This is a genomic window from Pseudomonas sp. PL-6, from assembly GCF_054110165.1.
Genome location: NZ_CM134189.1, coordinates 4256122 through 4281009 on the forward strand (window position 1 = coordinate 4256122; position 24888 = coordinate 4281009).

Here is a 24888-nt window from a genome sequence, read left to right on the forward strand (position 1 = left end):
CATGCGTCGTCGCCCCTACACCGCCCTCTGCGCCCTGCTGGCCGCCCTGGCCAGCGCGCCGCTGCACGCCGATACCCTGCGCTGCGGCAGCCAGCTGGTCAGCCTCGGCGACCGTCCCTTCGAGGTCGAACGCAAGTGCGGCGAGCCGCAGCACCGCGATCCCATCGGTTACACCCTGGGCTCCTACGACCGCCGCGAATACCTGGTCGAGGAATGGGTCTACGGGCCGAGCAACGGCATGCTCAGCATCCTGCGCTTCGAGGGCAACCGCCTGGTCGCCATCGAGCGCCGTCGTCAGCACTGAAACCACACCAGGAACCGCCAGTGATCCGCCTCCACCACGCCCCGCTGCTGTTACTGCTGGCCCTGCCGCTGGCCGAAGCCTCCTCCACCTACCGCTGCGGCAGCGCCCTGGTCAGCACCAGCGCGCCGACCAGCGAAGTCCAGGGCAAATGCGGCGAACCGCTGAGCCGCGACTTTCTCGGCTACAAGGAAGTGCTCGACCAGTACGGCTTTCGCAACGAGGTCGCCGTGGAGGAGTGGATCTACGGGCCACGCGGCGGCATGTACCACTTCCTGCGCTTCGAGGGCGGACGCCTGGTGGAGATTCGCAGCAAGCGCGGCATCTGATGCCCGCACATACGCCAAGGCCCCGCCGACGATGCCGGCGGGGCCTCGGCCTGTAACGCGGCGTCAGAGCTTGTCGCTGAAGTCGCGCAACTCCTGCTGGGCCTTCTCCTTGGTCCAGCCATAGCGTTCCTGCAGCTTGCCGACGAGGTACTCGCTGTGGCCCTCGGCGACGTCCAGGTCGTCGTCGGTGAGGTTGCCCCAACGCTCCTTGATGCGCCCGCTGAGCTGCTTCCACTTACCCTTGATGATGTCGCTGTTCATGGTCATGGCTCCCTGTGATTGGCAAAGCGGCGGGCCGCAACCCGCCACGCTCACTTATCAGTCGGCGGCTTTCAGGCCGTCGGCCGACACGTCACGCACGCCCTCGATTTCCTTGGCCTTGGCGATGGCCAGTTCGCGCTCGGCCTCGCTGGCCACCACGCCGGACAGCGCGACCACGCCCTGATTGGTCTCGACCTTGATGTCCAGGCCGCTCAGGCTCTGGTCGGCGATAAAGCTGGATTTGACCTTGCTGGTGATCCAGGTGTCGGACACCGCCTGCTCGGCCTTGTCCACGCTGGTATTGGCAGCCAGCAGGGTCGGCTGCACGGCGTCGGCCGGCTGGGCGAACGCCGTGGACGCCAGCGACAGGCCCAGGGCAGTGGTGGTCAGGGTGGCGAGAGCAATACGCTTGATTGGCTGTTTCATGGTTCGACTCCTGTACGTTCCAGACAATCTGCAGGCCAGCTCCTGGCTGCAGGCTCAACAGGACTGTCGCAAGGCCTGTGCCAGCTTTTAAGAACTTACAATACTGTTATTTTTCAATAGCTTATGAATACACCCAGATAGGCGAAACCTTGCATTTCGCCGAACCCCGCGCAAAAGCCTCGGGCAAATTGCACGACGCGGATCTCCCCGCGGCCAGGGTTTTGCCGCGCGCAAAGAAAAGCCCCGCAGAGGCGGGGCTTGTCCTTGCAGCGAGCCAGTCGTCAGACGCCGGAGGCCTCGGCGGCGGCGACGTCCTTGATCGACAGCTTGATACGGCCGCGGTTGTCCACGTCCAGTACCAGTACCTTCACTTCCTGACCTTCCTGCAGCACGTCGGTGACCTTCTCCACGCGCTGATCGCTGAGCATGGAGATATGCACCAGACCGTCCTTGCCCGGCAGGATGTTGACGAAGGCGCCGAAGTCGACGATGCGCTCGACCTTGCCGACGTAGATCTTGCCGATCTCGGCTTCGGCAGTGATGGCCAGCACGCGCTGCTTGGCCGCCTCGGCCGCTTCCTTGGTTTCGCCGAAGATCTTGATCGAGCCGTCGTCTTCGATATCGATCGAGGCCTTGGTCTCTTCGCAGATGGCGCGGATGGTGGCGCCACCCTTGCCGATGACGTCGCGGATCTTGTCCTGGTCGATCTTCATCGCCAGCATGGTCGGCGCGTTGGCCGACAGCTCGCTGCGCGACTGGGCGATGACCTGGTTCATCTGGCCGAGGATGTTCAGGCGCGCTTCCAGCGCCTGCTCCAGCGCCTGCTCCATGATCTCTTCGGTGATGCCCTGGATCTTGATGTCCATCTGCAGCGCGGTGACGCCCTTGGCGGTACCGGCTACCTTGAAGTCCATGTCGCCCAGGTGGTCTTCGTCGCCGAGGATGTCGGTCAGTACGGCGAATTTCTCACCTTCCAGCACCAGGCCCATGGCGATACCGGCCACCGGCGCCTTCATCGGCACACCGGCGTCCATCAGCGCCAGGGAAGCGCCGCAGACCGACGCCATGGAGGAAGAACCGTTGGACTCGGTGATCTCCGACACCACGCGGATGGTGTAGGGGAACTCGTCGGCGCTCGGCAGCATGGCGGCAACACCACGACGGGCGAGACGGCCGTGGCCGATTTCGCGACGGCCAGTGGCGCCCATGCGACCACACTCACCGACCGAGTAGGGCGGGAAGTTGTAGTGCAGCATGAAGGGGTCTTTCTTCTCGCCTTCGAGGGTGTCGAGCAGCTGTGCGTCGCGGGCGGTACCGAGGGTAGCCACGACCAGCGCCTGGGTTTCGCCACGGGTGAACAGCGCCGAGCCGTGGGTCTTGTCCAGTACACCGACTTCGATGTTCAGGCCACGCACGGTGCGGGTGTCACGACCATCGATACGCGGTTTGCCGTTGACGATGTTCTCGCGCACGGTGCGGTATTCGATCTCGCCGAAGGCGTCCTTGACTTCACCGGCAGTAGGCTGACCTTCTTCGCCGGAGAACTTGGCGACGACCTGATCGCGCAGCTCGCCCAGGCGCGCGTAGCGGTCCTGCTTGATGGTGATGGTGTAGGCCTGGGAAATCGCCTCGCCGAATTCGCCACGGATGGCGTTCAGCAGCGCGGTGTTTTCCGGCTTCGGCTGCCAGTCCCAGGTCGGCTTGCCGGCTTCGGCAGCCAGCTCGGCGACAGCCTGGATGACCACCTGGAACTCCTCATGGGCGAACAGCACGGCGCCCAGCATCTGGTCTTCGGTCAGCTCTTTGGCTTCCGATTCGACCATCAGCACGGCGTCCTTGGTACCGGCCACGACCATGTCCAGGCTCGAGGCCTTGAGCTGCTCGTAATTCGGGTTCAGCAGGTAGCCGGTTTCCGGGTGGAAGGCGACGCGCGCGGCACCGATCGGGCCGTTGAACGGGATGCCGGAGATGGCCAGGGCAGCCGAGGTACCGATCATCGCCGCGATGTCCGGATCGGTCTTCTTGCTGGTGGAAACCACGGTGCAGATGACCTGCACTTCGTTCTGGAAGCCTTCCGGGAACAGCGGACGGATCGGACGGTCGATCAGACGCGAGGTCAGGGTTTCCTTCTCGGAGGGACGCGCTTCACGCTTGAAGAAACCACCCGGGATCTTGCCGGCAGCGTAGGTCTTTTCCTGGTAGTGCACGGACAGCGGGAAGAAGCCCTTGCTGGGGTCGGCAGTCTTGGCGCCGGTTACGGCGACCAGCACGCTGACGTCGTCGTCAACGGTGACCAGCACTGCGCCGGAGGCTTGACGGGCGATACGGCCAGTCTCGAGGGTAACGGTCGACTGACCGAACTGGAATTTCTTGATTACCGGGTTCACGGTGTTTTCCTTCTCTTTGTTGCCTTGGGGGAAATTGGAAAGAAGCGCGGGAGTCGGACCCGGTGCATCCCTCGAAAAGCCAAAAGCTGGAAGCCCAGCGCCACGAGGTGAGGATCACTCCCCACTCGCGACGCCGAACTCCCAGCTTCCAACTTGTGCAGCTCGCGTCTATTAACGACGCAGGCCCAGGCGACCGATCAGGGCGCTGTAACGACTGGTGTCCTTGCCCTTCAGGTAGTCCAGCAGCTTACGACGCTGGTTAACCATACGGATCAGACCACGACGGCTGTGGTGATCTTTGCCGTTGGCCTTGAAGTGGCCTTGCAGCTTGTTGATGTTGGCGGTCAGCAGGGCTACCTGCACTTCCGGGCTACCGGTGTCGCCTTCAGCTTGCTTGTAGTCGTTAACGATCTGGGCTTTTTCTTCAACGCTGAGTGCCATGTTGGCTTCCTCTCATCTGGAAACTGCCGAAGCAGTCTCAATAGGCCGGGAATCGCTTCCCGTGTTTTAAAAAGAGGTATGACCGTGCCTACTAACAGCCACCCTCGCAGTCCTGCCGCTGGTATCGCCAGCTTCAGGCTTCAGCCCTCGGGGCCGAACCATTCGGCGTTACCGGCAACCACCGACAACACCTGCCGACGCCATGCGCCGGTATCAATTCAATCCGGGCCCTAAGACCCGTGTCTGCACCCGGTGCTAGGCACCGGTGTAAATCAATCGACGCGGGGCGATACGCCCATCGTCGCTCACTTCGCCGATGCCGATGAAGCGACCGGTGTGATCCTGCACCCGCACCATGCCGAACTTCGGTGCTTCCGGCGCGCGTACCGGCTGCCCTTGCAACCAGTAGAACGCGCTGTGTTCGGAGAACTGCAGCAGCGGCCAGTCCTGCAAGCCGCTGTCGACCGGCTGCAGGAAGCGATCGAGCGCTTCGTTGCCACCTTCGGCATGCGCCGCTTCCAGCTCTTCCAGGGTCACGGTACGGCTCAGGTCGAACGGCCCAGCCTTGGTCCGGCGCAGCTCGGCGACGTGCGCGCCGCAACCGAGCAGTTGGCCGAGATCCTCGACCAGGGTCCGAATATAGGTGCCCTTGCTGCAATCCACCGCCAGGCGGGCCTGCTCGCCCTCGCAGGCCAGCAAATCCAGGCGCGCAATAGTAACAGAACGCGCCTCGCGCTCCACTACCTCGCCGGCACGGGCCAGCTTGTAAAGTGGCTGGCCGTCCTTCTTCAGGGCCGAGTACATCGGCGGTATCTGCTTGATTTCGCCGCGAAAACGCGGCAACAGCGCCTCGATCTCGGCACGACCAACGGTCACCGGACGCCGCTCCAGCACCTCGCCCTCGGCATCGCCGGTGGTGGTGGTGACACCGAGCTGGGCCAGGGTCTCGTAGCCCTTGTCGGCATCGAGCAGGTACTGGGAGAACTTGGTCGCCTCGCCGAAGCACAGCGGCAGCACGCCGGTGGCCAGCGGATCGAGGCTGCCGGTGTGGCCGGCCTTCTCCGCGTTGAGCAGCCAGCGCACCTTCTGCAGCGCGGCATTGGAGGTGAAGCCGCGCGGCTTGTCCAGCAGGATGATGCCGTCGACCTTGCGCCGTATACGTTTGACCTGCGCCACGCTTAACCCTCGCTGCCGTCCTGGTGCTTGCGATCTTCCGCCACCGCACGCTCGATCAGCGCCGACAGCTCGGCGCCGCGGCGGATGCTGGCGTCGTACTGGAAGTGCAGCTGCGGGATGGTGCGCACCTTCATCGACTTGCCCAACAGCATGCGCAGATAACCGGCTGCCTCGCCGAGGATCTCCAGGTTGAGCTTGATCTGCTCGGCATCGTCGTCCTTGCCCATCACGGTGATGAACACCTTGGCATGGGACAGGTCGCGGCTGACGTCCACTGCGGTGATGGTCACCAGGCCCAGGCGCGGGTCCTTGATCTCGCGCTGGATCATCAGGGCCAGCTCGCGCTGCATCTGATCGCCGATACGCTGGGTACGGCTGTAGTCTTTGGCCATTTCTACTTACCTTTCCTTCGCCCGCCGCCTGTTCGGCGTCGGGCTCAAAAGCGGCAAACGCCCGGCCGCGCTTGAGCGGGGCCGGGCGTTGCGTTATCGCGCCGGGTTGCTTACAGGCTGCGCGCCACCTGGACCTTCTCGAACACTTCGATCTTGTCGCCGACCTTGACGTCGTTGTAGCTCTTCACGCCGATACCGCATTCCATGCCGGCCCGCACTTCGGACATGTCGTCCTTGAAGCGGCGCAGGGACTCCAGTTCGCCTTCGAAGATCACCACGTCCTCGCGCAGTACGCGGATGGGACGGTTGCGGTACACGGTACCCTCGATGACCATACAGCCGGCCACGGCGCCGAACTTCGGCGAACGGAACACGTCACGCACCTCGGCGATGCCCAGGATGTTCTCCCGCACGTCGCTGCCGAGCATACCGGTGAGCGCCTTCTTGACGTCCTCGATGATGTCGTAGATGACGTTGTAGTAGCGCATGTCCAGGCCTTCGGCCTCGACGATCTTGCGCGCACCGGCATCGGCACGGACGTTGAAGCCGAACAGCACGGCGTTGGAGGCCAGCGCCAGGTTGGCATCGGACTCGGTGATGCCACCGACGCCGCCACCGACCACGCGCACCTGCACTTCGTCGTTGCCCAGGGTGCTGAGCGAGCCTTGCAGGGCTTCCAGAGAGCCACGCACATCGGCCTTGAGCACGATGTTGAGGGTCTTCTTCTCTTCCTGGCCCATGTTCTCGAAGATGTTTTCCAGCTTGCCGGCGTGCGCACGAGCCAGCTTGACCTCGCGGAACTTGCCCTGACGGAACAGCGCAACTTCGCGGGCCTTCTTCTCGTCGGCCACCACCATCATCTCGTCACCGGCATCCGGCGTGCCGTCCAGGCCGAGAATCTCGACCGGAATCGACGGACCGGCTTCCTTGATCGACTTGCCGTTCTCGTCGAGCATGGCACGCACGCGGCCGTAGTTGACGCCGACCAGAACCATGTCGCCCTGACGCAGGGTACCGTCCTGAACCAGCACGGTGGCCACCGGGCCGCGGCCCTTGTCCAGGCGCGATTCGACCACCACACCACGGCCCGGGGCCGACGGCGTGGCTTTCAGCTCGAGCACTTCAGCCTGCAGCAATACGGCTTCGAGCAGTTCGTCGATACCGGTACCCATCTTGGCCGAAACATGTACGAACGGCGCGTCGCCGCCCCACTCTTCCGGGATCACATCCAGCGCGGCCAGGCCGTTCTTGATGTTGTCCGGGTTGGCATCGGGCTTGTCGATCTTGTTCACCGCGACCACGATCGGCACGCCAGCCGCTTTCGCGTGCTGCACCGCTTCCTGGGTCTGCGGCATCACGCCGTCGTCCGCCGCCACCACCAGGATGACGATGTCGGTGGCCTTGGCACCGCGGGCACGCATCTGGGTAAACGCAGCGTGGCCCGGGGTGTCGAGGAAGGTCACCATGCCGCGGTCGGTTTCCACGTGGTAGGCGCCGATGTGCTGGGTGATGCCACCCGCCTCACCGGAGGCCACCTTGGCACGACGGATATAGTCGAGCAGGGAGGTCTTGCCGTGGTCGACGTGACCCATGACGGTCACCACCGGCGCGCGCTGGAAGGCCTCGCCCTCGAACTTCAGCGACTCGGCCAGCTGCTCTTCCAGGGCGTTGTCGCTGACCAGCTTGACCTTGTGGCCGAATTCCTCGGCGATCAACTGGGCGGTTTCCTGATCCAGCACCTGGTTGATGGTCACCGGAGTGCCCATCTTGAACATGAACTTGACGATTTCCGCGCCTTTGATGGCCATCTGCTGGGCCAGGTCGGAAACGGTAATGGTCTCGCCAATCGATACGTCGCGCACAATAGGACCTGTCGGGCTCTGGAAGCCATGCTGGTTGCGCTTCTTCATCTTGGCCTTGCCACGGCCACCGCGACGGAAGCCGTCGCTCTCTTCGTCGACGCTGCGCGGAGCGACGCGCGGAGCCGGCGCCTTCTCCTTGACGGTCGGGCGATGCTGGGTGTGCTTGCGATCGCGGCGCTCGTCGTCATCGCTGCGCGTCTTCTCGGGACGGCGCACCTCATCCTTCTTGCGCTCGGCCTCGACCACGGGAGCAGCCACTACCGGCTCGCTGATCGGCGCGGCAACCGCGGCAACGCCATCAACCGCCGCCGGAGCGGCAGCCGTCTGGCGCTTGGCCTCTTCCTCGGCCTTGCGCTTGGCTGCTTCCTCGGCCTTCAGGCGCTCGGCCTCGGCTTCGGCGCGCTGGGCTTCCAGCTCGCGCTGCTTCTCGGCTTCCAGCTCTTCCGGGCTGCGCTTGACGAAGGTCTTCTTCTTGCGCACTTCCACACTGATGGTCTTGCTGCCAGCCACCCGCAGGGTGCTGGTGGTCTTGCGCTGCAAGGTGATCTTGCGCGGCTCTTCGACCTTGTCGCCGTGACTGCTCTTGAGATGGGCCAACAGGGCCTGCTTCTCGCTATCGGTCACTACTTGTTCGGCGCTGTCGTGGGACAGCCCGGCTTCACGCATCTGCTGCAGCAGGCGCTCCACCGGTGTGTCGACCACTTGGGCCAGTTCTTTCACCGTGACTTGCGTCATGCATCTTTCTCCTCAGGCCGCAACCGCTTATTCGAACCAGTGGGCTCGAGCGGCCATGATCAGCTTGCCGGCACGTTCTTCGTCGATGCCGTCGATGTCGAGCAGGTCGTCGATCGACTGCTCGGCCAGGTCTTCACGGGTAATCACGCCGCGCAGCGCCAGCTCCAGAGCCAGCGCCTTGTCCATGCCTTCCAGTTCCAGCAGATCATCCGCCGGATGGGCATCGGCCAACTTCTCCTCGTTGGCGATCGCCTTGGTCAGCAGACGATCCTTGGCCCGTGCACGCAGCTCATTGACGATGTCCTCGTCAAAGCCATCGATGCTGAGCATTTCTTCCATGGGTACGTAGGCAATCTCTTCGAGACTGGTGAACCCCTCTTCGACCAGGACTTGGGCCAGCTCTTCGTCGACTTCCAGCTCGTCGATGAAGGACTGCATGATGTCGCCGGTTTCCGCCTGCTGCTTGGCCTGGATGTCCGCCTCGGTCATCACGTTCAGCGTCCAGCCGGTCAGCTGGCTGGCCAGGCGCACGTTCTGGCCGCCGCGGCCGATGGCCTGAGCCAGGTTGTCCTCGGCGACGGCGATGTCCATGGCATGGGCATCTTCATCGACGATGATCGCCGCCACTTCGGCCGGCGACATGGCGTTGATCACGAACTGCGCCGGGTTGTCGTCCCACAGCACGATGTCCACGCGCTCGCCGCCCAGCTCGCCGGAAACCGCCTGCACGCGCGAACCGCGCATGCCGATGCAGGCGCCCTGCGGGTCGATGCGCTTGTCCTTGGAGCGCACGGCGATCTTGGCGCGCGAACCCGGGTCACGGGAGGCGGCCTTGACGTCGATCAGCCCTTCGGCGATTTCCGGTACTTCGATGCGGAACAGCTCGATCAGCATTTCCGGCGCGGTACGCGACAGGATCAGTTGCGGACCGCGATTCTCGGTGCGGATTTCCTTGAGCAGGGCGCGCAGACGCACGCCGACGCGGAAGGTCTCGCGCGGGATGATGTCTTCGCGGGCCAGCAGCGCCTCGGCATTGTTGCCCAAGTCGACGATGACGTTGTCGCGGGTGACCTTCTTCACGGTGCCGGAGATGATCTCGCCCAGGCGCTCGCGGTAGGCGTCGACCACCTGCGCACGCTCGGCCTCGCGCACCTTCTGCACGATGACCTGCTTGGCGGTCTGCGCGGCGATGCGGCCGAACTCGATGGACTCGACCTTCTCCTCCAGCACGTCGCCGATCTTGGCGCCGGCTTCCATGGCCTGCGGCATGTCTTCGGTCAGCTGGTAGGCCGGGTCTTCGAACTCGGACTCGTCGACCACGGTCCAGCGCCGGAAGGTCTCGTAGCTGCCGTTCTGCCGGTTGATCGTCACACGCAGATCGACTTCGTCTTCAAAACGTTTCTTGGTTGCGGTCGCCAGAGCCAACTCCAGCGCCTCGAAAATTACGCTAGCCGGCACACCCTTTTCGTTGGATACCGACTCAACAACTAGCAGTACTTCTTTGCTCATCGTACGCCTCGCCTTTCGCAATCCATTGGATCTGCACCATCCGCGCTACTTGCGCCATGTGCGCTACTTGCGCCATTCGCGCTAGCCGCAGAGCTCTCGCGGGATCCGCGTCTCAATCAAACCGGGGGATAATGTTGGCCTTGTCGATCAGGTCGACCGGCAACAGGTACTCGTGGTCATCCACCTGCACCACCACGTCCTGTTCCTCCACACCGCGGAGGAGGCCTTGAAAGTTGCGCCGCCCGTCGAAAGGCGAACGCAGCTTGATCTTCACTTGCTCGCCAGCGTGAGCGGCGAACTGCTCCAGGGTGAACAACGGCCGGTCCATGCCGGGCGAAGACACTTCCAGGGTGTACTCCGAGGTAATGGGATCCTCGACGTCCAGCACACCGCTGAGCTGACGGCTGACGATCTCGCAATCGTCGATCAGGATGCCGCCTTCCTTGTCGATATAGACACGCAGCAGCGAATGACGCCCCTGCGACAGGAACTCGATGCCCCAACACTGGTAACCGAGTGCTTCGATTACCGGGGCCAACAAGGCCTGCAACTGTTCTAGCTTGCTCGACACTTAACGGCCCTCGCGCATGCTGTGCAAATAAAAAATGGGCGAAACGCCCATCCCTTCGAACCGCCTGAAATGCCGGCGGACACTGTCTTTCAGCTAACAAAAAGCCCCTGAAAAGGGGCCTGCTGAAACTGGTTGCGGGGGCTGGATTTGAACCAACGACCTTCGGGTTATGAGCCCGACGAGCTACCAGACTGCTCCACCCCGCGTCAAAGCTGGGCCGGAATTATACGGCTGCCCCCCTCGAGGGTCAACCGAGACTCCAGCAACAAGAAAGCCCGCGAACTGCGGGCTTTCTTGAGTATGGTACCGAGGAGGGGACTCGAACCCCTACAGCCTATGGCCACTACCACCTCAAGGTAGCGTGTCTACCAATTCCACCACCTCGGCAAAACTGTTACTGCTCGGGAGCCTCCGGCACATCCGACGAATCGGTGGCGGGCGCTTGCTCTTCGAGCACCGGCACATCTTCTGCTGCCGGCTTTTGTTGAACTTCCAGAACCGCTGGATCTGGCAGACCAACCTGGGTCATTGCATCAGCTTTCTCTTTAGCAAAGAACGCTAAGCCCAAGCTAGTAATGAAAAAACCGGTGGCGAGTATAGCAGTAAACTTACTCAGAAAGGTAGAGGAACCTTGGCTTCCGAATACGGTTGCCGAAGCCCCCGAACCGAACGATGCACCAGCATCGGCACCCTTGCCCTGCTGCAACAGCACCAGCACCACCACACCGATCGCACCCAGCAGGTGCAGAACCACAATGACTGTTTCCAGCATTCTTCAGTTTCCTGCAGCGCGACAGATCGCACCGAATTCATCCGCATTCAGAGAGGCTCCACCCACAAGCCCCCCATCGATATCCTGCATGCCGAACAACTCGGCTGCACTGGCGGCCTTCACACTGCCGCCATAAAGAATTCTCAGACCGCTCGCCACCTCGGCATCCGCCTGCGCAACCTGGGCGCGGATCGCCGCATGCACTTGCTGGGCCTGCTCGGGCGTAGCGGTCAGCCCAGTACCTATGGCCCAAACCGGCTCGTAAGCCACCACCGCCTTTGCCAGCGACTCGACACCCAGAGCGTCGATCACGGCAGCCAACTGAGCACCCACCACATCCAGCGTCGCACCGGCCTCGCGCTGCTCGCGCGTCTCGCCGAGACAAAGCACCGGCACCAGCCCCGCGACCTGCGCCGCGGCGAACTTGCGAATCACCGCTTCGTCGCTCTCACCCAGGATCAGGCGCCGCTCGGAGTGGCCAACCAGCACCAACTCGCATCCGGCATCGACCAACTGACTCGTCGCCAGCTCACCGGTCAAGGCGCCCTGCTCCGCCTGTGCCGCACAATTCTGCGCACCCACTTTCACAGCGCCAGCGGCCAGACCGGCCACGACCTGGGCTATATGCAAGCTGCCAGGGAATACCGCGACTTCGACCTCAGCCGGAAACTCCAGCTGGCGAAGCTCTTCGATCAGCTCTGCGACGCTGGCGCGGGTACCGTGCATTTTCCAGTTACCGGCGACCAAGGGGCGACGCATGTTTTACCTCGTCGATCAAAGAGGGCGCAGATGTTACCCAAGAGCACCCTCGGTAGCAAGCTCAATCAAGCACAGACTTCGGCAACAATCTTAGCCAATTCATCGGCATAGCCGCGCACCAAGCCTTCCTCGTCGCCCTCGACCATCACCCGCACCAACGGCTCGGTTCCCGACTTGCGCAGCAGCACCCGACCGCGACCGGCCATGCGCTCGGTCACCCGGTTGCAGGCTTCCTGCACCGACGGGTGCGCGAGCGGATCGACATCGCCGCCCAGGCGCACATTGACCAGCACCTGCGGGCACTTCTTCAGCCCACCGCGCGCCTCGGCCAGAGTCTGCTCGCGACGCTTGAGCGCCATCAGCACCTGCAACGCGGCGATGATCGCGTCGCCGGTGGTGGTGTGCTGGAAGCACACCAGGTGCCCGGAATTCTCCCCCCCCAGCTGCCAGTTGCGCGCCAGCAGCTCGGCGATCACGTAGCGATCGCCGACCTTGGCCCGCACGAAGGGGATGTTCAGTTCGGCCAGAGCCAGCTCCAGGCCCAGGTTGCTCATCAGCGTGCCGACCACACCGCCGCGCAGACGACCGCGCTCCTGCAGATCGCGGGCGATGATGAACAACAGCTCGTCGCCGTCGACCACTGCGCCGTGCTGATCGACCATCAGCACCCGGTCCGCGTCGCCGTCGAAGGCGATGCCCAGATCGGCCTGCTGCGCGACCACTTCGGCCTGCAGGGCGGCGATATGGGTCGAGCCGCAAGCGTCGTTGATGTTCAGTCCGTCGGGCTGCGCCGCCATCACCCGCACCTCGGCGCCCAGTTCGCGGAACACGCTGGGGGCGACCTTGTAGGCGGCGCCGTGGGCGCAGTCGACGACGATCTTCAGCCCCTTGAAGCTGGTGCCGCTGGGGACGCTCCCCTTGCAGAACTCGATGTAGCGCCCCGAGGCATCGTTGATCCGCGAGGCCTTGCCGATGCCGGCAGACTCCACCACGGTCATCGGCTGATCGAGCAGCTCCTCGATCATCAGCTCCACATCGTCAGGCAGCTTGGTGCCCTCGCGGGAGAAGAACTTGATGCCGTTGTCGTCGTGCGGATTGTGCGAGGCGCTGATGACGATGCCGGCATCGGCCTGGAAGGTACGCGTAAGGTAGGCGATGGCCGGCGTCGGCATCGGCCCGAGCAACTGCACGTCGGCACCGGCAGCGGCCAGACCGGCCTCCAGGGCGGATTCGAACATGTAGCCGGAAATTCGCGTGTCCTTGCCGATCAGGATGCGGCACTTACCCTGCTTGCGGAAGGCCATGCCCGCCGCCCAGCCGAGCTTGAGCATGAAATCCGGAGTGATGGGGAATTGCCCGACGCGGCCACGAATGCCGTCGGTGCCGAAGTATTTTCTAGCCATACCGCTTTCCTTGTTAGTGCGCCGCTTCCACCGCGGCGATCATCCGCACCACGTCCACCGTTTCGGCGACGTCGTGCACACGCAAAATATGGGCGCCCTTGGTCAGCGCCAGGGCCGCCAGCGCCAGGCTGCCATACAGGCGCTCGCCCACCTCGTGACCGAGCACCTTGCCGATCATGCTCTTGCGCGACACGCCAACCAGCAGCGGGCGGCCGAGGACGGAGAGCTCGCCCATTCGCTTGAACAGGGCCAGATTGTGCTCCAGGGTCTTGGCGAAACCAAAGCCCGGATCGAGCACGATCCGCTCGGCGGGAATACCGGCCGTCGCGCAGGCTGCCATGCGCTCTTCGAGAAAGTCGCGCACCTCGACCAGGATATCCGGGTACTGCGGGTCGTCCTGCATATTGCCGGGCTCGCCGCGCATATGCATCAGGCACACCGGCAGGCCGCTGTCGGCGGCGGCATCCAGCGCGCCATCGCGCTGCAGCGAGCGCACGTCGTTGATCAACCCGGCACCGAGTCGCGCCGTTTCGCGCATCACCGCCGGGGTCGAGGTGTCGACCGAGATGATCACGTCCAGCTCACGGGCGATGGCCTCGACCACCGGCGCCACGCGCTCCAGCTCCTCGGTCGGCGAAACCACGCGCGCGCCAGGACGCGTCGACTCACCACCGACGTCGATCAGCGTCGCCCCTGCCGCGGCCATGGCCGCGGCATGGCGCAGCGCGGCGTCGCGCGCAGTGAAGCGGCCGCCATCGGAGAAGGAATCGGGGGTGACATTGAGGATGCCCATCACCTGCGGACGGGACAAATCAAGAAGCCGGCTGCCACAGGGCAGCCGGCTCGGGTATTGCGCGAGGGACATAGGCGATCAGTGCTCTGCCGCCGGCCCGCCGATGGGCTTCTCGGGACGATCGACCTCGTCGACCTTGGCCTGCGGCGCACCGGAGTCGCCGCCGCCATCCCAACCGCGCGGCTCACGCGGCTCGCGGCCATTCATGATGTCGTCGATCTGATCGGCGTCGATGGTTTCGTACTTCATCAGCGCCTCGGCCATGGCGTCGAGCTTGTCGCGGTTCTCCACCAGCAGCTTCTTGGCGGTGGCGTAGCACTCGTCGATGATGCGCCGCACTTCCTCGTCGATCAACTTGGCGGTTTCGCCGGACACATTGCTGTGCTGGCTGCCCATGCTGCGACCGAGGAACACCTCGCCCTCTTCCTCGGCATACATCAGCGGACCGAGTTTCTCGGACAGGCCCCACTTGGTCACCATATTCTTGGCCAGCTGGGTGGCGCGCATGATGTCGTTGGAGGCGCCGGTGGTGACACCGTCGAAGCCCAGGGTCATTTCCTCGGCGATACGGCCGCCGAACAGCGAGCAGATCTGGCTGATCAGCGCGCGCTTGGACAGGCTGTAGCGATCCTCTTCCGGCAGGAACATGGTCACGCCCAGGGCGCGACCGCGCGGAATGATCGACACCTTGTAGACCGGGTCGTGCTCGGGCACCAGACGCCCGACGATGGCGTGACCGGCCTCGTGGAACGCAGTGTTGAGCTTCTCCTTGTCGGACATGACCATGGTCTTGCGCTCGGCGCCCATCATGATCTTGTCCTTGGCCAGCTCGAACTCCTTCATTTCCACCACGCGCTTGCCGGCGCGGGCGGCGAAAAGCGAGGCCTCGTTGACCAGGTTGGCCAGGTCGGCGCCGGAGAAGCCCGGGGTGCCGCGGGCGATCACCGCCGGCTGCACGTCGTCGCTCATCGGCACCTTGCGCATATGCACCTTCAGAATCTGCTCGCGGCCGCGGATGTCCGGCAGGCCAACCACCACCTGGCGGTCGAAACGACCGGGGCGCAGCAGTGCCGGGTCGAGCACGTCGGGACGGTTGGTGGCGGCGATGACGATGATGCCGTCATTCATTTCGAAGCCGTCCATCTCCACCAGCAGCTGGTTGAGGGTCTGCTCGCGCTCGTCGTGCCCGCCGCCCATGCCGGCGCCGCGATGGCGACCGACGGCGTCGATTTCGTCGATGAAGATGATGCAGGGCGCGTGCTTCTTGGCCTGATCGAACATGTCGCGTACGCGGGAAGCGCCCACGCCGACGAACATCTCGACGAAATCGGAGCCGGAGATGGTGAAGAACGGCACTTTTGCTTCGCCGGCCACGGCCTTGGCCAGCAGCGTCTTACCGGTACCTGGCGAGCCGACCATCAGCACGCCACGCGGGATACGTCCGCCCAGGCGCTGGAACTTGCCCGGGTCGCGGAGGAATTCCACCAGCTCGCTGACCTCTTCCTTGGCCTCGTCGCAACCGGCGACGTCGGCGAAGGTGGTCTTGACCTGGTCTTCGGAGAGCAGGCGCGCCTTGGACTTGCCGAAACTCATCGGCCCGCCCTTGCCGCCAGCGCCCCCCTGCATCTGGCGCATGAAGAACATGAACACGGCGATGATCACCAGAATCGGGAAGCTGGCCACCAGCAACTGGGTCCAGATGCTCTGCTGCTCGGGCTGCTTGCCCTCGATGACCACATTGTTATCGATCAGGTCGCCGATCAGGCCGCCGTCCTGGATCGCCGGACGAATGGTCTTGAAGCCTTCGCCGTCGGTGCGCTTGCCGGTGATCACGAAACCGTCGACGGTGACGCGCTCGACGCGCCCCTCCTTGACCTGCTCGATGAACTGCGAGTAGCTCAGGGTCTGTGGCTCGCTCGGGCTGGAGAAGTTGTTCATCACGGTGACCAATACGGCCGCGATGATCAGCCACAGGATCAGGTTCTTTGCCATGTCGTTCAATTAGCTACCCTCTGAAGCAGGCCTCGTGGCGAAGCAGGCTTCCCATGACGACCAGTGATATACCGACCTAACTTACACCAAACGCCCGCATCTGGCAGGCACCGTCTGTAACCCTTTATTAGGTCTCTAACATTGAGACCCGCTCCGGGCGCGCCGGTTTCACCCTAGACCCCGCGAAATCCGCGGGCCAGCAGGTACTGCTCGCGGGAGCGATCGCGCGACGACAGCGGCTTGCGCATCTGCACCTTGTCGAACGTCTCGCGCACCTGCTTGTGGTAGGCGTCGAAACCTTCGCCCTGGAAAATCTTGATCAGAAAATCGCCGCCCGGACGCAGCACGCGCCCGGCCAGATCCAGCGCCAGCTCGCACAGGTACATGGCGCGCGCCTGATCGGCGGTTCTCACCCCACTCATATTGGGGGCCATGTCGGAAATCACAAGGTCCACCGGGTTTTCCCCGATGGCTTCGAGAATCCGCGCGAACACCGCATCGTCGGTGAAGTCGCCCTGGATGAAGGCAACGTCGGGAATGGCGTCCATCTCCAGGATATCGGAGGCGATCAGCCGACCTTTGTCGCCGATCACCCGACTGGTCACCTGCGACCAGCCGCCCGGTGCGGCGCCCAGGTCGACCACGGTCATGCCCGGGCGCAGGATGCGGTCCTTGTCCTGGATCTCCAGCAGCTTGTAGCTGGCGCGCGAGCGATAGCCGTCCTTCTGCGCCATCTTCACGTAGGGATCGTCGAAATGTTCTTTCAGCCAACGCTGGCTGGTCTTGGAACGGGCCACGCAAAACCTCGGATTTAACGGGTCATGAATAACCGCGCCGGCTCGGGTAAGATAGGCGCCGTTTTTCCAGACCGAACTTAGGGGTCAGATTATGCCGCTCACTCAAGAGCAGAAGAAACAGTTCAAATCTATCGGCCACCACCTGAAACCTGTATTGATCGTGGCCGACAACGGTTTGACCGAAGGCGTGCTGGCCGAATTGGAGCGCGCCCTGAACGATCATGAACTGATCAAGGTGCAGCTGCGCGTCGCCGAGCGCGAAGACCGCCTGGCCGCCATCGAGGCGCTGTGCCAGAGCGGCCGGGCCGAACTGGTGCAGGTGATCGGCAAGATGGCCCTGCTCTATCGCAAGAACCCCAAGCCGAACCGCAACCTGTCCAACGTGATTCGTCACCAGGGCTGAGCCGCGGCATCAAGCCCCGCGCGTTTGCCCCGGCACGGGCTGCAGCACCAGCAGCAGCCCGCAGAATGCCATCACCAGGTAGCTGAAGCGTAGCCACTGCCCGGCCTCCGGCCAGTAGCGCAGCACCACGCCATAACTCAGCGCCATGACCGCCACGGTCAGCAGCAGCTGACCGCGCAAGTCGCGCCAGAGGCTCACCAGCCCCTCGCCGCGCAGCAGCGCCACCACCTGCACGCCGACGCAAACGGCAGTCATCCCCACCAGCAGCGGCACCAGCCGCGTGGCGATCTCCTCGACCAGCAGCGGCGCCAGGCCGAGCTGGCCGATGGCCGGCAGGATGACGAACTGCAGCAACCACAGGCCACCGACCCAGAGCGTCTGGGCCAGCTGCCAGCTGACGGCGCCGGCCCGCGACGGCTGGCTCAGCTTATAGGTGGCGGACTTCGACAATCTCGTACTCGATCAGGCCGCTGGGCGTCTGCACGGTCACCACGTCGCCCTCTTCCTTGCCCACCAGGGCGCGGGCGATGGGCGAGCCGACGGAGATCTTGCCCTGCTTGATGTCGGCCTCGTCCTCGCCGACGATCTGGTAGGTCACGCTTTCGTCGGTCTCGACATTGGCGATTTCCACCGTGGTGCCGAAGATCACCTTGCCGGTGTGGGCGATGCTGGTGACGTCGATGATCACCGCATTCTGCAGGCGGCCTTCGATGTCACGGATACGCGCCTCGACCATGCCCTGCTGCTCGCGCGCGGCATGGTATTCGGCGTTTTCCTTGAGGTCGCCCAGCTCGCGCGCCTCGCCGATGGCCTGGCTGAGCTGCGGGCGCAGCACCTTGGTCAGGTGCGCCAGTTCCTCTTCCAGGGCGCGCGCGCCCTGGACGGTCATGGGGTATTTATTCATGCCTTGATTCCTGCATGCAGATCCTGCAGCCGGCGCACGGTCTTCTCGGGACCGAACTTGAGCGCCTCGCAGACCGCCTGCCCCGCCGCGATGGTGGTGGTGCAGTAGATCTTGTGCTGCAGAGCGTTACGACGGATCGAGTAGGAGTCAGCGATGGACTGACGCCCCTCGGTGGTGTTGATGATCAGGGTGACTTCGTCGTTCTTGATCATGTCGACCACGTGCGGACGACCTTCGGTCACCTTGTTGACCCGACGCACCGGCAGCCCGGCGGCCTCGATCACCTTGGCGGTACCGGCGGTGGCGACCACCTCGAAGCCCAGCGCCACCAGGTCGCGGGCGACCTGCACGGCTTCCGGCTTGTCGTCTTCGCGCACGCTGATAAAGGCGCAGCCGGAGTTCGGCAGGATCTCGCTGGCGCCCAGCTGGGCCTTGGCGAAGGCCTCGCCGAAGCTGTCGCCGACGCCCATGACTTCACCGGTGGACTTCATTTCCGGGCCGAGGATGGGGTCGACGCCCGGGAACTTGGCGAAGGGGAACACCGCTTCCTTGACGCTGAAGAACGGCGGGATGATTTCCTTGGTGTAGCCGACCTCGGCCAGGCTCTTGCCGGCCATGACCCGAGCGGCCACCTTGGCCAGGGACTCACCGACGCACTTGGAGACGAACGGCACGGTACGCGAAGCGCGCGGGTTGACCTCGATGACGTAGATGTCCTCGCCCTGCACGGCCATCTGCACGTTCATCAGGCCGACCACGCCGAGCTCCAGGGCCATCTTCTTGACCTGCTCGCGGATCTCGTCCTGGATGTGCGCCGGCAGCGAGTACGGCGGCAGCGAGCAGGCGGAGTCACCGGAGTGCACGCCGGCCTGTTCGATGTGCTGCATGATGGCGCCGATCACCACGGTCTCGCCGTCGCACACCGCATCCACGTCCACCTCGATGGCGCAGTTGAGGAAGCGATCCAGCAGCACCGGGCTGTCGTTGGAGACTTTGACGGCCTCGCGCATATAGCGCTTGAGCTCTTCTTCCTGGTAGACGATTTCCATGGCCCGGCCGCCCAGCACGTACGACGGACGCACCACCATCGGGTAACCGATGCCCTTGGACAGGGCCAGGGCCTCGTCTTCGCTGCGCGCGGTGGCGTTGGCCGGCTGGCGCAGGCCCAGGCGCTGGACCATCTGCTGGAAGCGCTCGCGGTCTTCGGCGCGGTCGATGGCCTCGGGGCTGGTACCGATGATCGGCACGCCAGCCTCTTCGAGGGCGCGGCAGATCTTCAGCGGGGTCTGGCCGCCGTACTGCACGATCACGCCCTTGGGCTGCTCGACGCGGACGATTTCCAGCACGTCCTCCAGGGTTACCGGCTCGAAGTACAGGCGGTCGGAGGTGTCGTAGTCGGTGGAGACGGTTTCCGGGTTGCAGTTGACCATGATGGTCTCGTAACCGTCTTCACGCATGGCCAGCGCCGCGTGCACGCAGCAGTAGTCGAACTCGATGCCCTGGCCGATACGGTTGGGGCCGCCGCCGAGGATCATGATCTTGTCGCGGGTCGACGGCGCGGCCTCGCACTCTTCCTCGTAGGTCGAGTACATGTAGGCGGTGTCGGTGGCGAATTCGGCGGCGCAGGTGTCCACGCGCTTGTACACCGGCAGCACCTTCAGCTTGTGGCGATGGGCGCGCAGGCTCTTCTCGGAGACGCCGAGCAGCTTGGCCAGGCGCGCGTCGGAGAAGCCCTTGCGCTTGAGCTTGAACATCAGATCAAAATCGATGGCGGACAGACCGAGGGTCTTGACCTTCTCCTCTTCCCTGACCAGGTCCTCGATCTGCACCAGGAACCACTCGTCGATGCGGGTCAGCTCGAACACTTCGGCGACGCTCTTGCCGGCGCGGAAAGCATCGGCCACGTACCAGATGCGGTCGGCACTGGGCACGGTCAGCTCGCGACGCAGGGTGCTCTCGGCTTCCGGGTCATTGAGGTCGAGCTTCGGATCGAAGCCGGCAACGCCCACTTCCAGGCCGCGCAGGGCTTTCTGCACCGACTCCTGGAAGGTACGGCCGATGGCCATGACTTCACCCACGGACTTCATCTGGGTGGTCAGGCGGGCGTCGGCCTTGGGGAACTTCTCGAAGGCGAAACGCGGAATCTTGGTCACGACGTAGTCGATGGCCGGCTCGAAGGATGCCGGGGTGCGCCCGCCGGTGATGTCGTTGGAGAGCTCGTCGAGGGTGTAACCGACAGCCAGCTTGGCGGCGATCTTGGCGATCGGGAAACCCGTGGCCTTGGAGGCCAGCGCCGAGGAGCGCGACACGCGCGGGTTCATCTCGATCACCACCATGCGCCCGGTGTTCGGGCAGATGCCGAACTGCACGTTGGAGCCGCCGGTTTCCACACCGATCTCACGCAGCACCGCCAGCGAGGCGTTGCGCATGATCTGGTATTCCTTGTCGGTCAGGGTCTGCGCCGGCGCGACGGTGATCGAGTCGCCGGTGTGCACGCCCATCGGGTCGAAGTTCTCGATGGAACAGACGATGATGCAGTTGTCCTTCTTGTCGCGGACCACCTCCATCTCGTATTCCTTCCAGCCGATCAGCGATTCGTCGATCAGCAGCTCGTTGGTCGGCGACAGATCCAGACCACGGGCGCAGATTTCCTCGAATTCCTCACGGTTGTAGGCGATGCCGCCGCCGGTGCCACCCATGGTGAAGCTCGGGCGGATGATGCAGGGGAAGCCCACCATCTCCAGCACACCGTAGGCTTCTTCCATGCTGTGGGCGATACCGGAGCGCGGGCACGCCAGGCCGATGGATTTCATCGCCTTGTCGAAGCGCGAGCGGTCTTCGGCCTTGTCGATGGTGTCGGCGTTGGCACCGATCATCTCGACGCCGAACTTCTCCAGCACGCCGTGGCGCTCCAGGTCCAGGGCGCAGTTCAGCGCAGTCTGGCCGCCCATGGTCGGCAGCAGGGCGTCCGGGCGCTCCTTCTCGATGATCTTGGCCACGGTGGCCCACTTGATCGGCTCGATGTAGGTGGCGTCGGCCATCGACGGATCGGTCATGATGGTGGCCGGGTTGGAGTTCACCAGGATGACGCGGAAACCTTCTTCCTTCAGCGCCTTGCACGCCTGGGCGCCGGAGTAGTCGAACTCGCACGCCTGGCCGATGACGATGGGGCCGGCGCCGAGGATCAGGATGCTTTTGATATCTGTACGTTTTGGCATGGGGTAACTCTCGAATTCCTGGACTCAGCGATCAGCGACGGGCCGCCATGGCGGAGATGAAGCGGTCGAACAGCGGGGCCACGTCGTGCGGGCCGGGGCTGGCTTCCGGGTGGCCCTGGAAGCTGAACGCCACCTTGTCGGTACGCTCGATGCCCTGCAGGGTGCCGTCGAACAGCGACTTGTGGATCGGCCGCAGGTTGCTCGGCAGGCTGTTCTCGTCCACGGCGAAACCGTGGTTCTGGCTGGTGATCATCACCACGCCGGAATCCAGATCCTGCACCGGGTGGTTGGCGCCGTGGTGGCCGTGGCCCATCTTCAGGGTCTTGGCGCCGGAGGCCAGGGCCAGCAGCTGGTGGCCGAGGCAGATGCCGAACACCGGAATCTCGGTCTCGAGGATTTCCTTGATCGCGGCGATGGCGTAGTCGCAGGGCTCGGGGTCGCCGGGGCCGTTGGAGAGGAACACGCCGTCCGGGTTCAGCGCCAGCACATCCTTGGCCGGGGTCTGCGCCGGCACCACGGTCAGGCGGCAGCCGCGGGCGACCAGCATGCGCAGGATATTCAGCTTGACGCCGTAGTCGTAGGCGACCACGTGGTAAGGCAGTTCGGCCGCGGCGATTTCCGGGTGGCTGTCGCTGTCCAGGTTCCACACGCTGGAGCGCCACTCGTAGGGCTGCTCGCAGCTGACCACCTTGGCCAGGTCCATGCCCTTGAGGCCCGGGAAGCTGCGTGCCAGCTCCAGCGCCTTTTCCTCGGTGGCGCCTTCGCCCACCAGGATGCAGCCGTTCTGCGAGCCCTTCTCGCGCAGGATGCGGGTCAGGCGGCGGGTGTCGATGCCGGCGATGGCGACGGTGCCGTTTTCCTTGAGGTATTCGTCCAGCGGCTGCTTGTCGCGCCAGTTGCTCGAGATCAGCGGCAGATCGCGGATGATCAGGCCGGCGGCCCAGACGCGGTTGGACTCGGCGTCCTCCGGCGTGGTGCCGGTGTTGCCGATATGCGGGTAGGTCAGGGTGACGATCTGCTGGGCATAGGAAGGATCGGTGAGGATTTCCTGATAGCCGGTCATGGCGGTGTTGAACACCACCTCTCCGATGGTCTGGCCATCGGCCCCGATGGATTCGCCGCGAAAGATGCTGCCGTCAGCGAGGGCCAGAATGGCGGGTTTAGGGGCTGGCTTAGTCAAGAAGACCTCCGTCTCGATCAAGGCTTGAAGCAAACGCAGATTGTAAAAAAGCGGGATGACGTGTGAAGGTCATCCCGCTTTTTTATCAGAGCCATTTCTGCGTAACTTTTAGTGGACACACTAAAGTGGGAAGCTTACAGGAAAAGGCCTTTTCGGTCCACCGCAAGATGGCGAGCGGACATAAATCCACTGCCATGCGACATCCTGCCTCAGCGCAGCTCCAGCACATCCTGCATGTCATACAGCCCTGGCTGGCGCTTTTGCAGCCACAGCGCCGAACGCACCGCCCCCTTGGCGAAGGTCATGCGGCTGGAGGCCTTGTGGGTGATCTCCACCCGCTCGCCGTCGGCGGCGAACAGCACGGTGTGGTCGCCGACCACGTCGCCGGCACGCACGGTGGCGAAGCCGATGGTTTCGCGCGCCCGGGCGCCGGTCTGGCCTTCGCGACCGTAGACCGCGACCTTCTGCAGGTCGCGGCCGAGGGCATCGGCCACCACTTCACCCATGCGCAGCGCGGTGCCGGACGGCGCGTCGACCTTGTGCCGGTGGTGGGCCTCGATGATCTCGATATCGACATCGTCGCCCAGCACGCGAGCGGCGGTGTCCAGCAGCTTCAGGCAGAGGTTGACGCCGACGCTGAAGTTGGCGGCGAAGACGATGGGAATCTGCTTGGCCGCCTCGCTCAGCAGCTGCTTCTCTTCCGCGGTGAAGCCGGTGGTGCCGATCACCATGGCCTTGCCGGCGGCGCGGCAGATTTCCAGGTTCTTCAGGGTCACCGAGGGGTGGGTGAAGTCGATCAGCACGTCAAACTCGGCGGTCGCGGCGGCGAGATCGCCGACCAGCGCCACGCCGATCTTGCCCAGGCCGACCAGTTCGCCGGCATCGGCGCCGATCAGGCTGCTGTCCGGGCGGTCGATGGCGGCAGTCAGCTGCGCACCCTCGGCCTGGCGCACGGCTTCGATCAGGGTCTTGCCCATGCGCCCGGCGGCGCCCATCACTGCGATACGTTGCATAGCATCAGCTCCAAGCTGCAAGCCTCAAGCTGCAAGCCATGCCTGCAGCCTGAGGCCAGGGTTTTATACGTCGCCGAAGAAGCGCTTGACGCCTTCGAACCAGCCACTGGCCTTGGGCGAGTGGGAGTCGTCGCCCTGCAGCGACTTGCGGAACTCGTCGAGCAGCTCGCGCTGGCGCTTGTTCAGGTTGACCGGGGTTTCCACCGCCACCCGGCACATCAGGTCGCCCGCCGCACCGCCGCGTACCGGCGCCACGCCCTTGCCGCGCAGACGGAACAGCTTGCCGGTCTGGGTGCCTTCGGGGATCTTCAGCTTGACCCGACCGTCGAGGGTCGGCACTTCCAGCTCGCCGCCCAGCGCTGCATCGGCGAAGCTGATCGGCACCTCGCAGTACAGGTGCTTGCCGTCGCGCTGGAAGATCGCGTGCTCGCGCACGTTGACCACCACGTAGAGGTCGCCGGCCGGCCCGCCATGGGAGCCCGCCTCGCCCTCGCCGGACAGGCGGATGCGGTCGCCGGTGTCGACGCCCGGCGGCACCTTGACCGACAGGGTCTTGCTCTCTTCCACCCGACCCTGGCCGTGGCAGCTGCCGCAGGGGTCGGTGATCATCTTGCCGCTGCCGTGGCAGCGCGGGCAGGTCTGCTGCACCGAGAAGAAGCCCTGCTGCATGCGCACCTGGCCGATACCGCCGCAGGTGGTACAGGTCACCGGACTGGTGCCCTTCTTCGCACCCGAACCATCGCAGGTCTTGCAGCCGACCAGGGTCGGCACGCGGATGGTCACGGTGGTGCCGCGCACCGCCTCTTCCAGGTCCAGCTCCAGGGTGTAGCGCAGATCCGAGCCGCGCTGGGCGCCACCGCGCGAACCGCCGCGGGCGCCGCCGAAGAAGTCGCTGAACACGTCGCCGAAGATGTCGGAGAAGTTGGCGCCGCCGAAACCGGCGCCACCGCCGCCGCCCATCTGCGGGTCGACGCCGGCATGACCGTACTGGTCATAGGCCGAACGCTTGCCGGCGTCGGAGAGCACTTCGTAGGCCTCGTTGGCCTCCTTGAATTTCTCCTCGGCGCCCTTGTCGTCCGGGTTGCGGTCCGGGTGGTACTTCATCGCCAGGCGCCGGTAGGCCTTCTTCAGCTCGGCCTCGCTGGCGCCGCGCTCCACACCCAGGACTTCGTAATAGTCTCGTTTTGCCATAGTCGTGCTGCACTCTCAGATTCGTGAGCTCCAGATACGCCGACGCGGGAGAGGGCTCCCGCGCGGCGAATCC

The 24888-nt window shown here is 64.3% G+C and carries 24 protein-coding genes and 2 tRNA genes; 3 read left to right on the forward strand and 23 right to left on the reverse strand.

What is annotated here, in order from left to right; translation table 11 throughout:
- Position 1: 1 nt before the first annotated feature.
- Both ACW9UL_RS18420 and ACW9UL_RS18425 read left to right on the forward strand, forming a co-directional pair.
- On the forward strand, positions 2-304 hold the full coding sequence (locus tag ACW9UL_RS18420) for a DUF2845 domain-containing protein (RefSeq protein ID WP_457787891.1): 303 nt from the start codon (positions 2-4) through the stop codon (positions 302-304).
- Between the two features lie 23 nt (positions 305-327).
- Positions 328-630: a DUF2845 domain-containing protein gene (locus ACW9UL_RS18425; RefSeq protein WP_031303269.1), complete on the forward strand. Its 303-nt coding sequence runs from the start codon at positions 328-330 to the stop codon at positions 628-630.
- Between the two features lie 63 nt (positions 631-693).
- Here the strand turns inward: ACW9UL_RS18425 and ACW9UL_RS18430 are convergent, their stop codons facing one another.
- The 17 genes from ACW9UL_RS18430 to rlmE all read right to left on the reverse strand — a co-directional run bounded on the left by ACW9UL_RS18430 (position 694) and on the right by rlmE (position 16906).
- A complete protein-coding gene (locus ACW9UL_RS18430; RefSeq protein ID WP_122109094.1) occupies positions 694-891 on the reverse strand; it encodes a CsbD family protein in 198 nt (65 codons plus the stop codon).
- Between the two features lie 57 nt (positions 892-948).
- Positions 949-1317, reverse strand: a complete 369-nt coding sequence (locus ACW9UL_RS18435) for a BON domain-containing protein (protein WP_021444597.1) — start codon at positions 1315-1317, stop codon at positions 949-951.
- 281 nt (positions 1318-1598) lie between these two features.
- Complete coding sequence (gene pnp, locus ACW9UL_RS18440; protein ID WP_122109093.1) at positions 1599-3704, reverse strand: polyribonucleotide nucleotidyltransferase; 2106 nt, start codon at positions 3702-3704, stop codon at positions 1599-1601.
- Between the two features lie 171 nt (positions 3705-3875).
- Positions 3876-4145 (reverse strand): 30S ribosomal protein S15, encoded by a 270-nt coding sequence (gene rpsO / locus ACW9UL_RS18445; RefSeq protein WP_004424394.1) that lies wholly within the window; start codon positions 4143-4145, stop codon positions 3876-3878.
- Positions 4146-4400: 255 nt separating this feature from the next.
- Entirely contained in the window at positions 4401-5321 is a 921-nt protein-coding gene (gene truB / locus ACW9UL_RS18450; protein ID WP_031303270.1) for a tRNA pseudouridine(55) synthase TruB, read from the reverse strand.
- Between the two features lie 2 nt (positions 5322-5323).
- A complete protein-coding gene (gene rbfA / locus ACW9UL_RS18455) occupies positions 5324-5713 on the reverse strand; it encodes a 30S ribosome-binding factor RbfA (RefSeq protein ID WP_021444600.1) in 390 nt (129 codons plus the stop codon).
- A gap of 110 nt (positions 5714-5823) precedes the next feature.
- Entirely contained in the window at positions 5824-8310 is a 2487-nt protein-coding gene (gene infB / locus ACW9UL_RS18460) for a translation initiation factor IF-2 (RefSeq protein WP_021444601.1), read from the reverse strand.
- Positions 8311-8337: 27 nt separating this feature from the next.
- A complete protein-coding gene (gene nusA, locus ACW9UL_RS18465) occupies positions 8338-9819 on the reverse strand; it encodes a transcription termination factor NusA (protein WP_031303271.1) in 1482 nt (493 codons plus the stop codon).
- Positions 9820-9931: 112 nt separating this feature from the next.
- Positions 9932-10390 carry a ribosome maturation factor RimP gene (gene rimP, locus ACW9UL_RS18470; RefSeq protein ID WP_122109091.1) on the reverse strand — a complete coding sequence of 153 codons (459 nt, stop codon included), beginning with the start codon at positions 10388-10390 and terminating at the stop codon, positions 9932-9934.
- A gap of 129 nt (positions 10391-10519) precedes the next feature.
- Positions 10520-10596: transfer RNA gene (locus tag ACW9UL_RS18475), tRNA-Met, on the reverse strand.
- Between the two features lie 95 nt (positions 10597-10691).
- Positions 10692-10777, reverse strand: a tRNA-Leu gene (locus tag ACW9UL_RS18480).
- Between the two features lie 7 nt (positions 10778-10784).
- Complete coding sequence (secG, locus tag ACW9UL_RS18485) at positions 10785-11162, reverse strand: preprotein translocase subunit SecG (RefSeq protein WP_122109090.1); 378 nt, start codon at positions 11160-11162, stop codon at positions 10785-10787.
- Positions 11163-11165: 3 nt separating this feature from the next.
- Complete coding sequence (gene tpiA, locus ACW9UL_RS18490; protein ID WP_457787892.1) at positions 11166-11921, reverse strand: triose-phosphate isomerase; 756 nt, start codon at positions 11919-11921, stop codon at positions 11166-11168.
- A gap of 65 nt (positions 11922-11986) precedes the next feature.
- Positions 11987-13324, reverse strand: a complete 1338-nt coding sequence (glmM, locus tag ACW9UL_RS18495; protein WP_457787893.1) for a phosphoglucosamine mutase — start codon at positions 13322-13324, stop codon at positions 11987-11989.
- A 13-nt stretch (positions 13325-13337) separates the two neighbouring features.
- The gene (folP, locus tag ACW9UL_RS18500; protein ID WP_031303272.1) at positions 13338-14189 is read right to left on the reverse strand and encodes a dihydropteroate synthase; all 852 of its coding nucleotides are present in this window, start codon (positions 14187-14189) and stop codon (positions 13338-13340) included.
- A 6-nt stretch (positions 14190-14195) separates the two neighbouring features.
- Positions 14196-16109 carry an ATP-dependent zinc metalloprotease FtsH gene (gene ftsH, locus ACW9UL_RS18505; RefSeq protein ID WP_021444608.1) on the reverse strand — a complete coding sequence of 638 codons (1914 nt, stop codon included), beginning with the start codon at positions 16107-16109 and terminating at the stop codon, positions 14196-14198.
- 173 nt (positions 16110-16282) lie between these two features.
- Complete coding sequence (gene rlmE / locus ACW9UL_RS18510; RefSeq protein ID WP_021444609.1) at positions 16283-16906, reverse strand: 23S rRNA (uridine(2552)-2'-O)-methyltransferase RlmE; 624 nt, start codon at positions 16904-16906, stop codon at positions 16283-16285.
- Positions 16907-16997: 91 nt separating this feature from the next.
- Here rlmE and yhbY point away from each other — a divergent pair, with 91 nt between their 5' ends.
- Complete coding sequence (gene yhbY / locus ACW9UL_RS18515) at positions 16998-17309, forward strand: ribosome assembly RNA-binding protein YhbY (protein ID WP_031303274.1); 312 nt, start codon at positions 16998-17000, stop codon at positions 17307-17309.
- A 9-nt stretch (positions 17310-17318) separates the two neighbouring features.
- Here yhbY and ACW9UL_RS18520 read toward each other — a convergent pair whose 3' ends face one another.
- The 6 genes from ACW9UL_RS18520 to dnaJ all read right to left on the reverse strand — a co-directional run bounded on the left by ACW9UL_RS18520 (position 17319) and on the right by dnaJ (position 24815).
- Complete coding sequence (locus ACW9UL_RS18520; protein ID WP_397486320.1) at positions 17319-17759, reverse strand: DUF4149 domain-containing protein; 441 nt, start codon at positions 17757-17759, stop codon at positions 17319-17321.
- The gene (gene greA, locus ACW9UL_RS18525; RefSeq protein ID WP_021444612.1) at positions 17737-18213 is read right to left on the reverse strand and encodes a transcription elongation factor GreA; all 477 of its coding nucleotides are present in this window, start codon (positions 18211-18213) and stop codon (positions 17737-17739) included. Before greA ends, ACW9UL_RS18520 begins: the two co-directional genes overlap by 23 nt.
- Positions 18210-21431 carry a carbamoyl-phosphate synthase large subunit gene (gene carB / locus ACW9UL_RS18530; RefSeq protein WP_457787894.1) on the reverse strand — a complete coding sequence of 1074 codons (3222 nt, stop codon included), beginning with the start codon at positions 21429-21431 and terminating at the stop codon, positions 18210-18212. The genes greA and carB overlap by 4 nt, the downstream gene beginning before the upstream one ends.
- 31 nt (positions 21432-21462) lie before the next feature.
- Positions 21463-22611 (reverse strand): glutamine-hydrolyzing carbamoyl-phosphate synthase small subunit, encoded by a 1149-nt coding sequence (gene carA, locus ACW9UL_RS18535; RefSeq protein WP_397497968.1) that lies wholly within the window; start codon positions 22609-22611, stop codon positions 21463-21465.
- 209 nt (positions 22612-22820) lie between these two features.
- Positions 22821-23624, reverse strand: a complete 804-nt coding sequence (gene dapB, locus ACW9UL_RS18540) for a 4-hydroxy-tetrahydrodipicolinate reductase (RefSeq protein ID WP_457787895.1) — start codon at positions 23622-23624, stop codon at positions 22821-22823.
- A gap of 63 nt (positions 23625-23687) precedes the next feature.
- Positions 23688-24815 carry a molecular chaperone DnaJ gene (gene dnaJ / locus ACW9UL_RS18545; protein WP_031303276.1) on the reverse strand — a complete coding sequence of 376 codons (1128 nt, stop codon included), beginning with the start codon at positions 24813-24815 and terminating at the stop codon, positions 23688-23690.
- Positions 24816-24888 lie beyond the last annotated feature (73 nt).